At 65.3% G+C, this 12,885-nt stretch carries 10 protein-coding genes; 7 read left to right on the top strand and 3 right to left on the bottom strand.

The features are described 5' to 3' along the window. The first annotated feature begins 21 nt into the window (after positions 1-21). The 7 genes from CSZ94_RS07330 to CSZ94_RS07300 are packed head-to-tail and all read left to right on the top strand — an operon-like array spanning position 22 to position 7,859. Positions 22-1,602, top strand: coding sequence for an AAA family ATPase (locus tag CSZ94_RS07330; RefSeq protein WP_102120911.1), 1,581 nt, complete (start codon positions 22-24; stop codon positions 1,600-1,602). Then, positions 1,599-2,090 carry a hypothetical protein gene (locus CSZ94_RS07325; RefSeq protein ID WP_102120910.1) on the top strand — a complete coding sequence of 164 codons (492 nt, stop codon included), beginning with the start codon at positions 1,599-1,601 and terminating at the stop codon, positions 2,088-2,090. The genes CSZ94_RS07330 and CSZ94_RS07325 overlap by 4 nt, the downstream gene beginning before the upstream one ends. Next, positions 2,091-3,077, top strand: coding sequence for a hypothetical protein (locus tag CSZ94_RS07320; RefSeq protein ID WP_258000818.1), 987 nt, complete (start codon positions 2,091-2,093; stop codon positions 3,075-3,077). Beyond that, on the top strand, positions 3,074-4,837 hold the full coding sequence (locus CSZ94_RS07315) for a VWA domain-containing protein (protein ID WP_102120909.1): 1,764 nt from the start codon (positions 3,074-3,076) through the stop codon (positions 4,835-4,837). Before CSZ94_RS07320 ends, CSZ94_RS07315 begins: the two co-directional genes overlap by 4 nt. Positions 4,838-4,852: 15 nt before the next feature. Beyond that, on the top strand, positions 4,853-5,446 hold the full coding sequence (locus CSZ94_RS07310) for a hypothetical protein (protein ID WP_102120908.1): 594 nt from the start codon (positions 4,853-4,855) through the stop codon (positions 5,444-5,446). After that, positions 5,431-6,810 (top strand): AMP-binding protein, encoded by a 1,380-nt coding sequence (locus CSZ94_RS07305; RefSeq protein WP_146009758.1) that lies wholly within the window; start codon positions 5,431-5,433, stop codon positions 6,808-6,810. The genes CSZ94_RS07310 and CSZ94_RS07305 overlap by 16 nt, the downstream gene beginning before the upstream one ends. Then, a complete protein-coding gene (locus tag CSZ94_RS07300) occupies positions 6,807-7,859 on the top strand; it encodes an AAA family ATPase (RefSeq protein WP_102120906.1) in 1,053 nt (350 codons plus the stop codon). The genes CSZ94_RS07305 and CSZ94_RS07300 overlap by 4 nt, the downstream gene beginning before the upstream one ends. Before the next feature lie 67 nt (positions 7,860-7,926). Here the strand turns inward: CSZ94_RS07300 and CSZ94_RS07295 are convergent, their stop codons facing one another. From CSZ94_RS07295 to CSZ94_RS07285, 3 genes are all read right to left on the bottom strand, one after another. Further along, positions 7,927-8,931 carry an AraC family transcriptional regulator gene (locus CSZ94_RS07295; protein WP_219725982.1) on the bottom strand — a complete coding sequence of 335 codons (1,005 nt, stop codon included), beginning with the start codon at positions 8,929-8,931 and terminating at the stop codon, positions 7,927-7,929. A 106-nt stretch (positions 8,932-9,037) separates the two neighbouring features. After that, positions 9,038-11,842: an FAD-binding and (Fe-S)-binding domain-containing protein gene (locus CSZ94_RS07290; protein WP_102120904.1), complete on the bottom strand. Its 2,805-nt coding sequence runs from the start codon at positions 11,840-11,842 to the stop codon at positions 9,038-9,040. 112 nt (positions 11,843-11,954) lie between these two features. Beyond that, positions 11,955-12,857: a methylglyoxal synthase gene (locus CSZ94_RS07285; RefSeq protein WP_102120903.1), complete on the bottom strand. Its 903-nt coding sequence runs from the start codon at positions 12,855-12,857 to the stop codon at positions 11,955-11,957. Positions 12,858-12,885 lie beyond the last annotated feature (28 nt).

Below are 12,885 nucleotides of genomic sequence, written 5' to 3'. Positions count from 1 at the left end.
CCGTCACCTTGCCTGCACATCATGTCTGCCTTCAATTTGTTCCAGCGCCTGTCCCAAGCCCCCACCAGGCCGAAGGCCGCGCCCGCCGCGCGGCAGTTCGATGTGGCGGACCTGTACCAGGGCCCCATCGCGCTGGACGGCGACGGCGAGGCTGCCGCCAGGCCCTTCGATGAAAAGCTGCGCCAGGCTTACTTCTGGATCGTCAACCACGCCATCATCAGCCCCCATTACGACATCGAGTACAACGATGGCCCGTCGCAGACATATTCCGTGGGCGACAGCCGCCGCACCCTGAATTTGCCTTCGGCGCAAAGCTATTCCAGTTTTATTTTGCTGCCCTTGCTGACCTTTGCTACTCGCCGCAAATGCCTGTTCGTCGGTGGGCCGGGGCGGGGCAAGACGGCCAGCGCGCTGCTGATGGGCGTGCTGGCCGGTTCGAGCGTCAAGGAAGTCAAACGCGCCATGCAGCATGGCCACCCCCAGATGACGGTGGCCGATTTGCTGGGCAACCCGTTGCCGGCGGACCTGGTCAACGCGCAAAGCATGGACGATATCCGCATCGCCTGGCGCGCCTGGCTGGGCATGCGCGTGAAAATCGTCGATGAATACAACCGCATCCCCACGCGCACGCAAAGCGCGCTGCTCACCGTCATGGGTGACAATTACGCGGAAGTGCTGGATCATATTTACGAATGTCCGGAAGCGGCCTGGTACTTGACGGCCAATGACGACCAGGGCGGCGGCACCTACCAGGTGATCGAGGCGCTGCGCGACCGGGTCGACGTGACGGTGCAGGCGCTGGCCTTCAATCCCCGTTTTTTAAATGAGCTGCTGCTGCGCGTGGAAGAAAACGTGCGCCCCGAAGAGCTGGTGCCGCCCGAGATCATCTTCACGGAAGGGGAAGTCGACCAGATAGTCTCGGCGATTCGCCAGGTGGCCGTGCCGGATGCCGTGCGTCGGCGCCTGGAATTCTTTGCCAGCCAGTTCGAGCTGTTCGAGACGGCGGGTGGCCAGTTCGAATACATGACCAAGGATACGGCGCGCCTGGCTGGCGCCGACCGTGGCGCCGCGCAGGCGGCCGACAATGGGCGTGACCGCCTGAAGGACCTCGGTTGCCAGACCTTGAATGGCATCTCCGTGCGCACCCTGATGGCGCTGCTGATCTATGCCAAGGCCATGGCCTATTTCCGCGGTAACGGTGAAGTGGCGCTGGAAGACTTGCGCCAGGTGCTGCCGTTTGTGCTGCATAACAAGCTGCAGCCAGACCCGGACGCGCCATTTTTCGCGCTGCCGGAAAACGCCGCCTACCGCAGCGACAGGCTGGGCTGGCTGCGCCGCCTGTTCGATTTGTCGAACGATGAATTCAACCGCCTGGACCTGGACCGCGACGATCCTGTGGGCGTGCTGTCTGCGGAATTCGACCTGGGCCTCGATGGCGTCAGCGAGCGCGAAACCCTGGCGCGCCTGAACCGCATCGAAAAGCTGATCGGCGAACGCACGAAAGGGCGCAAGTTGTACGGTCCCCTGTATGACGATTTGCTGAAGCTCAAATACCTGCACCAGCGCTATACCAATTACCGCAGCTGGCTGCGTTCGCAATGAATTACGCGCTGAATGTTGATCACTGCCGCGGTTTTCTCGATGCGCTGTCCATGTTGAACAGCGAGGCCAGCGACCTGTGCGCGACCTATGAGTTGCTACGCCTGCCCGACGCGCCCGATCTGCTCACGGCCCTGGGCATGCGCGTGGAGGAATATGGTTTGAACGGTGTCGGCGCCGCGCGCGACGTCACCGCGCCACTGTGGCAGATCAGCGTGGCGCCATACGACCGCGCGCAGTTGCCGGCCCTGTGCCAGCGCTGGTTCTTCTCGTCGAAGCACATGCAGACGGCGCCGCCGGGCCATTTTCGCGCCTGCCTGGTCCAGGCCTTTCTGGAGGCGCTGGAAATGTCGCTGGGCGAATTCGCCGTCCACGCCGTGACGATGACGCCACCCATCTGGTACGCGATCAACTGGAATGAGCTTGCGTTTGAGCGCACGAATGGACGCGAAAGCGAGCGTTATCTGCTGCATTTTTCTTATAGCGATTAAATGGCTGCGATGATTTCCCCTGCTTTTTCGGCTATCCTCGCCAGCGGCCGCGCCCAGTTCAACGGCCGCGCGGCGGAAGCGCGCCGGCGTTTTCCTGCGCTCGATATGGCCGCCTTTGGCGCCTTTTTGCACGACAGCCTCGATCCGCTGGTGGTGGCGGTAGCCACCGCCGCGCCCGAGCGTGTGGGCAGCGTCACCCTGGCCGCCTACGACATGGCTTTGGTGCTGGTGGGCCATGGCTTGGTGGGGCCGGCGGCAAAAGATGCCGTCTTGAATACCGTCTGGCGCGAACTGGCGCCGTCGTTTGCGCCGCTGCTGGCGAAGGCCCCCGTCGAGGTACTGGGCATGCTGAGCAACGCCGCCATCCACATTGGTACCGTGGCGGGAGCGCGTCCCGCACAGTGGCTGGCGGAGATGGCTGCCGTGGCGCCGGACGTGAGCGCCGTGGCCGAGCTGCGCGCCGTGGGCCAGGTGCTGGCCTGGCGCGCAGGCGTCGCGCATTTCCGCCAGGGCGCGCTGGCCGCTGCCGACACCCTGCCGCCCGCGCTGGCGCTGGCGGCCTTTGGCGAACCGGGTGCGCACTGGCCGCAGGTGCATGCGCAACTGCTGGCCAATCCGTGGCGCGGCAATGCCGATGGCAGGGAGTTTGGCGCCTTTACTGGCCTGGGCGGTGACTTCGGCACGCCGCCGCAAGTGCGCGCCACGGTGGACGGCTGCGGCTTTGCTGTGCGCAGCGGCGAACGCCATTATCTGCTGGTGGCCGATGCCTATGGCGCCGTGCTGCACGGCGCCACTGCGCAGGAGTTTGCGCAGGCGCCAAACGATAGGCCATCTTCCGTGCGTCTCGATGGGGCGGGCCTGCATATCGGCGCGCGCAGCATCGTGCTCGATGTGCCTGCCGGCGACATCGCCATCGCCGCCAATGCGCACACGCTGGCCGTCACGTCGCCGTGGAAGCATGCCATCCGCCTGCTGCCGCTTGTATGAAGAAGGATGCCGACACCGCCTTGATCGACGCCTGGCAGGCCGCCTGGCCGGAGGCCCTGGCCGTGTGGAGCAAATTTACGCGCCTGCGCGACCCCAGCCTGTGCGCCAGCCACGTCGAGGCCAGCAAACAGGGCTTGTCCGGCAGCTTCGCCATGATCCGTCTGCTGGACCAGAGCGTGGTGGTGGATTTGCCGCTGGTGACGGAACTGGGGCTGGACGACTATGCGCTGGAAATCCTCGCGCATGAAATCGGCCACCACATCCTCGCGCCGGGCAGCGCGAGTGATCAGTTCCGCCTGCTGGCGCGCATGCGCCGCGCCTTGCCCACCCTGGAGCAGCACGCGCCCATGGTGGCCAACCTGTACACGGACCTGTTCATCAACGACCGCTTGCAGCGCCAGGCGAATTTGCGCATGGCCGACATCTACCGCAAGTTGCAGCAGGGGCGTACGGCGCAAGCTGACGCTAAAAGCGGCGGCGTGTGGACCCTGTACATGCGCATCTATGAAAACCTGTGGCAGCTGGAGAAGGGCGAACTGGGTGGCGCCAATGTGGACGAGCGCCTGGACACGGACGCCTGGCTGGGCGCGCGCCTGATACGCGTGTATGCGAATGACTGGATGCTGGCGGCGGGCCGCTTCGCCACCTTGCTGCTGCCTTACCTGGTCGAGGATACGGATGCCTTGAGCCCGAGCCGCTATCTGCTCGACACGCGCGACGCGGCCCGTGGCTGCCAGACGTATGGCGCGCAGCAGATCGAGGATGACGAGGAGGGCGGCGCCATCCATCCCGTGCACGACAAACGCATTTCCGGCCTCGATGGCGAGGAGCCGCAAGCGGCTGCACCGGCCAGGGCGGGCGGCGGGCAGCTGCGCGAACCGTTCGAACTGGGCGACATTTTGAAGGCCTCGGGCGTGGACCTGAGCGACCATGAAATCGCCATCCGCTATTACCGCGAGCGGGCCTTGCCGCATCTGGTGGCGTTTCCCAGCCGCCCCGCGCCCGAATCGCAGGAGCCGCAGATGGAATGGCTGGAAGCGTGGGAGATCGGCGATCCGTTGGAAGAAATCGACTGGCTGCAGTCCGTGATGCAGTCGCCGCGCCCCGTGCCCGGCGTGACGACCGTGCGTCGCGTGGTTGGCCGCGAACCGGCGCGCGCCATCGACGCCGTGCCCGTCGACCTGGACATGTACGTGGACAGTTCCGGCTCCATGCCAAACCCGCAGGCGCACACCTCGTTTTTGACCCTGGCCGGCGCCGTCATCGCGCTATCGGCACTGCGCGCCGGCGCGAAAGTGCAAGTGACCCTGTGGAGCGGCAAGAACGAGGTGATGCAAACGCCCGGTTTCGTGCGCGATGAAGACATGATCCTGGGCGTGCTGACGGAATTTTTCGGCGGCGGCACCTGTTTCCCCATCCACTGCCTGCGCCAGACTTACGCGGGCAAGCGCGAACGGCCCGCGCACATCCTGATGATTTCCGACGATGGCATCACCACCATGTTCGATAATGATGAACTGGGCAACAGCGGCTGGGATATTTCCGCCAAGGCGCTGGCCCAGGGCGGCGCGGGCGGTACCATGGCCCTGAACCTGGAGCGCGACTGGGAGGGCGCGGCGGCCACCAAGTGGCTGCAGCAAACCTATGACGCGCTGAAACGCGCGCGCCGCGAACAGGGCTGGGATATCCACGCCGTCGAGCGTTACGAGGATTTGCTGGACTTTGCGCGGGCGTTCAGCCGGCGACACTATGTGAAGTAAGAATACGACAATAATATGCACACTCCCGGTCCCTTGCTCGAAACCCTGACCCACCGCCTGGCCGACACACCCGTCGAATTCCTCGCCGAGCCGCGCATTGCCGGCGTGGCGAACGCGCAGGCGGTGGCAGTTGCCGCGCTGGTCAACGATATCCTGCTGCTGCATGGCGCGCGCGCGCCGGCCGCCTCCCTGCAGGGTTTTATCGGCGCACAGGTGAAGGCGGACCGCAACCGGCTGGCGCTGGCCATGATCCTGTGCTGGTTGCTGGCCGACGACTGGTTCATCGGCCAGCAGTTGCCGCAGCCAGCCTTGCTGCAAGTGCTGGGCGAGGCGGCGCGCGAACTGGCCGCCGCCACGCCGGCCCACCAGTTCACGCAAGACCCGGAACGGCGCGAGGAACTGGCGCGCATCGTGCTGGCGCGCCTGGGCTTTCGGCCGCGCGATGAAAGCGTGGCGCAGGCCACGGATAGATTGTCCGCCATCAGCGGCACGGAGCGCCGCCGCCTGCTCGAAGCGAGCCGCCTGGCCGAACAGCGCGCGCGGGAAATCCGCGAGGCGCTGGCCAAAAAGGCGGCCGAGGAATCGGCCGACAAATGGTCGCGCGAATGAGCGTGGACGCCAATCGGCCGGGCGGCGCCTGGGAATCGGACCGCGATTACTGTCCCACCCTGACGCAGGCGGGGGCGAGCATGCTGGAAAAACTGCGCAGCCATCCTGCAGCCCCCCAGTACCGCAACCGTAGCGGCAACAAGCTGCTGGCCGAGGAAGTGGCGGCGCTGCGCGCCTATGAGCAGGAAGTCATGGCGGCGGCGATCGGCTGGAGTGATGCCGCGCCGCCGCCCTGGCTGGTGGATTTTCTCAAAACGGTCTATGCCACGGTGCCACATTACCGCGCCTGCGGTTCGCCGCCCGCCCGCCTTGCTGACGTGGCGCCCATCAACCGCGCCGAACTGGCCCACGATATCGCCGCCTTCGTGCCCGACGATGCGGACCTGGCGCGCATGATCAATTTCCAGACGACGGGCACCACGGGCCATCCGCTGCTGATTGCCTCGCACCCGCTGGTGGCGGGGCGCTACCTGGCCTTCCACAAGCGCGCGCTGCACCGCTTCGGCGTCACGCTGCGCCATGGCGCGGGGCAGGTGGGCGTGATGCTGCTGGGGCATCAGCGCCGCTGCTTTACCTACGTTTCCGTCACGCCCACGATGAACGAATCGGGCCTGGCGAAGATCAACCTGCATACGCACGACTGGCGCGACCCTGGCGACCGTGCGCGCTACCTGGACGCCATGGCGCCCGAGCTGATCGCGGGCGACCCCATCTCGTTTGCAGAGTTGCTGACCCTGCCCTTGACGCACAAGCCGGCCGCGCTGCTGTCCGTCTCGATGATGCTGTTGCCTGGCATGCGCGCGCGTCTGGAACAGCGTTTCGGCTGCCCCGTGCTCGACATCTATTCGCTCAATGAGGTGGGGCCGGTCGCCGTCTACGACGAACCGGCGGGTGGCCACGTGCTGCTGCAGCACCGCTTGTACGTGGAAATCCTCGATAGTGCGGGCCAGCCCGTGCCGGATGGGACACGCGGCGAAATCACGGTGACGGGCGGCTTCAATTTCTGCTTGCCCCTGGTGCGCTACCGCACGGGCGACTACGCTTCGCTGGCCCACGGCCCGCACGGGCCCGTGCTGGTGGGGCTGGCCGGCCGCAACCCTTTGCGCTACAGGACGATCAATGGCGCATGGATCAACAATATCGACCTCACGCATGCCTTGAAACCGCTGGCCATCGCCTTGTTCGGCGTACACCAGCATGGCGACGGCAGCGTGGTGCTGCGCCTGGCGCCTGGCGCCATGCCGCAGGCTGACCGGGCGCGCGCCTTGCTGGCGCCTTTTTTCGGCGCCGTCACGCTCGAGACTTTGCTGGCGGAAGACAAGATCATTCAATACACCTCGGATTTGCAGGAAGCGGCAGTATGAATCTTTATAAGCGCGGCCTGGTAGTCGGCAAATTTTGCCCGCTGCACAAGGGCCACGAACTGTTGATCAAGCGTGCGCAGGAGGCTTGCGAAGAACTGCTGGTAGTCAGCTACACCAGGCCTGAATTTCCTGGCTACGAGCCGGCGCGCCGGGAAGGGTGGCTGCGTGCGCAATTTCCGCAGGCGGCGGTCGTGGTGCTGGACGATGCGCGCCTGGCCGCCCTGTGCGCGGCGCGTGGCGTGCCGGCGCGGACCTTGCCGCACAACGACGACGACGGCGAACTGCATCGCCACTTCATGGGCTGGCTGTGCTGGACGGTGCTGGCGCTGCCTGTCGATGCCGTTTTCACCAGCGAGGATTACGGAACCGGCTTTGCGCGCGTGCTGGAACGGCATTACGCTACGGGAGCGGTGGCGCATGTCAGCGTGGACCAGGCGAGAGCGCTGGTGCCCGTGTCCGGAACGCGGGTAAGGCACGACCCGCAGGCGCACAGCGCCTTCCTGTCGCCCCTGGTGCGTGCCCATTTCGTCACGCGCGTGTGCGTGCTTGGTGGCGAATCGAGCGGCAAGACGACCCTGGCGGCCGCGCTGGCAGCGCATTTCGATACCGGCTGGGTGGCCGAGTATGGCCGCGAGCTGTGGGAAAGCCAGGGTGGCGTATTACATTACGACGATCTGCTCAAGATCGGCCGCGAGCAGCTGCGCCGCGAAGCGCAAGCCGCCATAACCGCACAGCGTTGGCTGTTTTGCGATACCTCGCCCCTGACCACCTATTTTTACTGCCTCGAGAAGTTCGGCAGGGCCGAGCAGGAACTGGCGCAGCTGGCCGAACATCGTTACGACCTGGTGCTGCTGTGCGCGCCCGACTTTCCCTTCATCCAGGACGGCACGCGCCGCGACGGGGATTTCCGCGCGCGCCAGCATGCGTGGTACAGGGACGAGCTGGCGCGGCGGGAGATTGCGTATGTCGATGTGTCCGGCACGGTCGCAGACAGGGTCGGGCAAGTCGCACAGTTGCTGGTGCGTAGGTCGGATCAGGTGGGGCCGTAATCCGACAACATTGCTTGCGTCTGCGGTGAGGTCGGATTACGCTCCGCTAATCCGACCTACGCTGCCATTACAGCGGCCGCACGGGAATGCAGATCTCGCAGGAGAATTCGCCGGTGGCCGGGTCCATTGCCGTGGCGGCGGAAAAGCGCTCGAAGCAGGGGCGCTCATCCCACTGCAAGCCGCTGGCCGGCAGCCATTCGCGCGTCATGCGCGTCCACGTCTCGGCGATGGCGCTGGACGGCCCCTTGAACTGCGCTACCGCATAGCGCCCGCCGGGCAGGGTGGTGATGCTGGCCCGGCCGCCTGGCTGGAATCCATCTGGCAAAGCGACGCAGGCGTCGTAGCGGCATTTGTCTGGCGGCGTGATGCTGGGATCGTCATGGCCGATGCCGTAGCAGGTGGCGTCGCCCAGGCCGTGTGACTGCATCCACGGTGCGACGGTGTCGCGCCAGAAGGCGCCGATGGCGGGGCCGTAGGGGCCGATATGGCGCTGGCACGCCACGCTGGCGGGCGGCAGGTCGAGGATGGTAACTTGCATGGGACGCTCTCTATAAAATGGATTGGAGTGCCCATGGTGCTGCAAGTTCGGCGCGTTTTCCTGATCCGCATTGCGCATGGCCTGATCCAGATTGCTATCTTGCCGACGCAGGCGCATGGCAGTAAGCATGGACGCGTTTTTCGCGGCGACGCCGGCGCGCCAGGCCGTCGGCGTACAGCCGAATTTCAGCTTGAAGGCGCGTGCAAACGCTTCGCCGGAACCGAAGCCCGTCGCCAGGGCAATGTCCAGTATTGCTTCGTCGGCGCGGCAGGCCAGCCGCAAGGCGGCCGTTTCCAGGCGCCGTCGGCGCGCATAGTCGCCCAGCGTTTCGCCCATCCAGGCGGCGAACACGCGGTGAAAGTGGAAGCGCGAAAAATGTGCGACGTCAGCCAGCCGCGCCAGGTCCAGCGGCGTATCGAGGTGGCGGTCGATATGATCGAGCACGGCATTCATGCGCCGCGCATATTCGGCGCGGAACTGGCCACGGAACTGGCAAGATACCGGCTGCTCAGGAGGAGTAGGAGGAGAAGACATGCCGCCGATTATGGCATGAAGTCCCCTCCGTGCGGTTTGAAATAGGGCTTCCGGCTGCGTTCAAGATCGGTTCCAGCCCGTTGCGCCAGTCGTCGATTTATGCCGGCTATGATACATAACCCGCTGGTCGGCTGCACAGTTCCAATAGCCAGGCGATCGAGCGATACGGGCGGCCCGTTTCGGACGAGAGTCCGATCTCGCAAGTGCGGTTGGTCGATACGCCGCAGCCGCAGCCGGTGGGCAGCTCGGCCTCGATCTTGCGCAGCGCGTGGCGGTTCAGTTCAGGCGCCGCGAAGCCCAGGTCGCCGCCGAAACCGCAGCAGCCCACGCTGGCCGGCTGCACGATCTGTTCGGCACAGGCGTTCATCACGGTCCGCAGTTTTTTGTCCGAACCGCTTTTCTGAACCGAGCAATTGATATGCAAGGCAATCGGGCCAGCCTGTTTGACCAGGCTGAGCTTGGGCAACAAGGCGTCATGCGCAAATTCATGGAAATCGAACACGCTCAGGCGGCCGGACATGTGCTGTTGCAGGCGCAGGGTGCAGGCGCTGGCATCGGTGACGATACGATAGCGCCCGTTTTCGGAGGCTTCGGCCAGCGCCGCTTCCAGCCGCCTGGCGCTGGCATCGGCTTGTTCCGTCATGCCCTTGCTGGCCAACATCTGGCCGCAGCACAGTTGCTCGACACCGCGCGGTAGCCGTGGCGCGTAGCCGGCGCGCAGCAGTAGTGTCTGGATCACGTCGGGCAATGGCGTTTCGCCGTCCTGATCCGATCCAAAGATGCGGCTGGCGCAACTGGGGAAATACACCACCGGTTCGCCGGGGCCGGGAGCATGCTGCGTCACTTTGGCGGCGGCGCGCGGCATGCTGCGGCGCCAGGCGCCGCCCGACACCGTGGCCAGCGTCCGTTCGCCGACGATACTGGCGGCGCTATGCCCAAGCCGTAATCCCAGACGCGCGAGCAGGGCGACGGCACCGAAATGGTCGCCGCTCCAGCGCCCGATACGGCGCGCCGCACCGCTGTGCCGGCGGCCGCGCACATCGCGCACCAGGGCGCCGGTATCGATGCCGACCGGGCAGGCGCTGGCGCACAGGCTGCAACCGGCGCAGGTGCCCAGTCCCATATACACGTAGTCCTCGGCCAGTTTTCCTGGCGCTTCGCCGGCCAGTTCACGCCGCGACATTTCGCGCCACGCGATGATGCGCTGGCGCGGCGACAGCGTGAGCTGATGCGAGGGACACTTCGGTTCGCAAAAGCCGCACTCTATGCATTTGTCGACCAATGCGGATGCTGTCGGCAGCGGCTTGAGATGCTCCAAATGGGCTGTGGGATTGTCGTTGAGGATGACGCCGGGATTGAGCAAGCCGGCCGGGTCGAAGCTTTGTTTGATGCGGTACATCAGGGCGGTCGCTTCGCTGCCCCATTCCAGCTCGACGAAAGGCGCCATATTGCGTCCGGTGCCATGTTCGGCCTTCAGCGAGCCCTGGTACTTGTTCACCACCAGGTCGCACACTGCCTCCATCAGGCGGCGGTAGCGCTGCACTTCCTGCGCCTGGCCGAAATCCTGCGTGAACACGAAGTGCAAATTGCCCTCGAGCGCGTGGCCGAAAATGACCGCCTCGTGGTATGCGTACTGGCGCAACAAGGCTTGCAAATCGAGCGTCGCGGCGGCCAGGGAGTCGAGTGGGAAGGCGACATCTTCGATGATGACGGTGGTACCTGTCGCGCGCATCGCCCCGACGCTGGGGAAGATGCCCTTGCGTACGTTCCAGTAGATGTCGCATTGCGCCGGGTCGCTTGAAAAGCGCGCCGGTGCTATCGTGTCAAACGCTTGCAGCGCCGCCAGTGCCGCCGCCACGTCACGTTCCAGGGCGGCTTCGTCGCCACCGCGTACCTCGATCAGCAGGGCGGCCGCGCCGGCGTCCAGTTGCCGCAGCATCGGCGGCAGGCCGGCCTTGTTCTCGACCGAGCGCAGCGCGGCCCGGTCGAGCAGCTCCACCGCCGACACGGCCAGTGGCTTGAGCGCCAGCACGGCGGCGCAGGCGCCGGCGATGTCGGCGAAAAAAACCAGCGCGCTGGCCTTGTGCCGGTGTTCCGGCACGGTGTCGTAGGTGATGCTGGAAATGAAGCCGAGCGTGCCTTCCGAGCCTATCATCAGATGGCACAGGATGTCGATCGGATCGTCAAAGTCGACCAGCGCGTTAAGGCTGTATCCGGTCGTGTTCTTGATCTTGTATTTGCGCCGGATCAGGGCTGCCAGCGCCAGGTTTGCGCGCGTTTCCCGGCCCAGTTGCGCCAGCGTCGACAGCAGTGCGCCGTGACTGGCTTGAAAGGCGGCGACACTGAGCGGGTCGGCGCTGTCGAGCAGCGCGCCATCGGCCAGCATCACGCGCATTGCGCGCAGGGTGCGGTAACTGTTTTGCGAGGTGCCGCAACACATGCCCGAGGCATTGTTGGCGGCGATGCCGCCGATCTTGCAGGTGGCGATCGAGGCCGGGTCGGGGCCGATCTTGCGGCCCAGCGGCGCCAGGCGGCGATTCACTTCGGCGCCTATCATGCCCGGCCCCAGTCGCACGCTCAGTGCGCCGTCGTCTTGCGCATAGGTCGCGAAGCCGTCGCCCAGCAACACCAGCATGCCGTCGGTCACGGCTTGCCCGGACAGGCTGGTGCCGGCGGCGCGGAAGGTCAGGTGCATCTGATGCTGGCGCGCCACCTGCAGCACATGCGCCACGTCGGCCTCGTCTTCCACCACGACGACCACCCGTGGCAGCATGCGGTAGAAACTGGCGTCGCTGCCCCAGCTCAGGCGGCGCAGTTCATCGGTGATGACGCGCGCGTCCGGCAAGCGTGCGCGCAGCGCCGCGATCAAGGCCGGCTTCGGGGTGGTGGATGCGGTGTTCGATCGGTTCATGCTGGCGTACTCCTGTTTATTTTCTTCGGCAAGACAGAAGCCACTACCATCATGGTCTTGCCATGCTCATTGTTATCGCTGACATGCCAGCGCTTCAGCTCCGCAAGGGCGTTCAGGCCACCCGCTTGCAGCGCAGGGCCAGCAAATTGAGCCAGCGTTCCACGCCTTTCACATCGCTGCTGCACGATGCATAGTCGGTGACGGTGCGCGCCGCGCGTTCCAGCAATTGAATGTCTGCCTCGTGCTGGCGCGCCACATGCGGATCTTCGAGAAATAGCACGCGGCGGCATTGGCGGTTCAGGATCAGTTCGGCAATTTGCGCATCGCCACCCAGGGGACCGCTGCGGAAAGGTCGCACCCAATTGCGGCCCGCCACTTCTCCCTTGATCTTTTGCGCCAGTTGATTGAGCAAGCTGCCTGTGGTGCCGGTGGCGCAGCGCATCGCGAAGCTGTCCAACAATGCGAAATGCCGCTCCGCCAAGGCCAGCATGCAGCCTTTCATCGCGTCGTGCGCAATCAGGGCGATGCTTTCATTGGCTAGGTCGAAGGTGGAATCGAGCGTCGCATCGGGCCGTGCGCCAACGGCCACCGCTTCCAGTTCAAGCCACTCCCTGGCGCCGGCCAGGGTCGACAGGAATGGTTTGCCATGAATGACGCATTGACGTTTCAAGGCCAGCGCTTCGGGAAAATTGGACGACGGGTCAAGCGGGTCCATCAGGTAAATCACCGCGTCCAGCGCCTTGGCCGGATCGCTCTCGACAACGCGCGACACGAGCATCATCAGGCCGCCTTCGCGGCCATAGGGAAAGCGCTCAATCGATGGGTAGTGCGGCAGCAAACCGTGGCTCAGGATCGCGTCGAGGGTTCTGCCCACGACGACGAGTCGCGGCTGGAGCTGGTTTTCGATCGCCGCCTGCCCACCCTGGAGCAGGCGCACCAGGGCCGAGTCGGGGGCATCCTGATGCGCCCGGTTTGCGGCCAGACCGATTCTGTAGCGGGGAGAACGCAAGGGCATGATGGTTCTGCTTTCAAGGCGGCGCTGC

Source organism: Janthinobacterium sp. ROICE36, assembly GCF_002869965.1.
Classification (GTDB): Bacteria; Pseudomonadota; Gammaproteobacteria; order Burkholderiales; family Burkholderiaceae_D; genus Janthinobacterium.
This window is presented reverse-complemented; position numbering and strand designations above follow the sequence as displayed.

Excerpts from the sequence above, each read along its gene's own strand:
- CSZ94_RS07330 (WP_102120911.1), top strand. The coding sequence starts at position 22 with ATGTCTGCCTTCAATTTGTTCCAGCGCCTGTCCCAAGCCCCCACCAGG.
- CSZ94_RS07325 (WP_102120910.1), top strand. The coding sequence starts at position 1,599 with ATGAATTACGCGCTGAATGTTGATCACTGCCGCGGTTTTCTCGATGCG.
- CSZ94_RS07320 (WP_258000818.1), top strand. The coding sequence starts at position 2,091 with ATGGCTGCGATGATTTCCCCTGCTTTTTCGGCTATCCTCGCCAGCGGC.
- CSZ94_RS07315 (WP_102120909.1), top strand. The coding sequence starts at position 3,074 with ATGAAGAAGGATGCCGACACCGCCTTGATCGACGCCTGGCAGGCCGCC.
- CSZ94_RS07310 (WP_102120908.1), top strand. The coding sequence starts at position 4,853 with ATGCACACTCCCGGTCCCTTGCTCGAAACCCTGACCCACCGCCTGGCC.
- CSZ94_RS07305 (WP_146009758.1), top strand. The coding sequence starts at position 5,431 with ATGGTCGCGCGAATGAGCGTGGACGCCAATCGGCCGGGCGGCGCCTGG.
- CSZ94_RS07300 (WP_102120906.1), top strand. The coding sequence starts at position 6,807 with ATGAATCTTTATAAGCGCGGCCTGGTAGTCGGCAAATTTTGCCCGCTG.
- CSZ94_RS07295 (WP_219725982.1), bottom strand. The coding sequence starts at position 8,931 with ATGTCTTCTCCTCCTACTCCTCCTGAGCAGCCGGTATCTTGCCAGTTC.
- CSZ94_RS07290 (WP_102120904.1), bottom strand. The coding sequence starts at position 11,842 with ATGAACCGATCGAACACCGCATCCACCACCCCGAAGCCGGCCTTGATC.
- CSZ94_RS07285 (WP_102120903.1), bottom strand. The coding sequence starts at position 12,857 with ATGCCCTTGCGTTCTCCCCGCTACAGAATCGGTCTGGCCGCAAACCGG.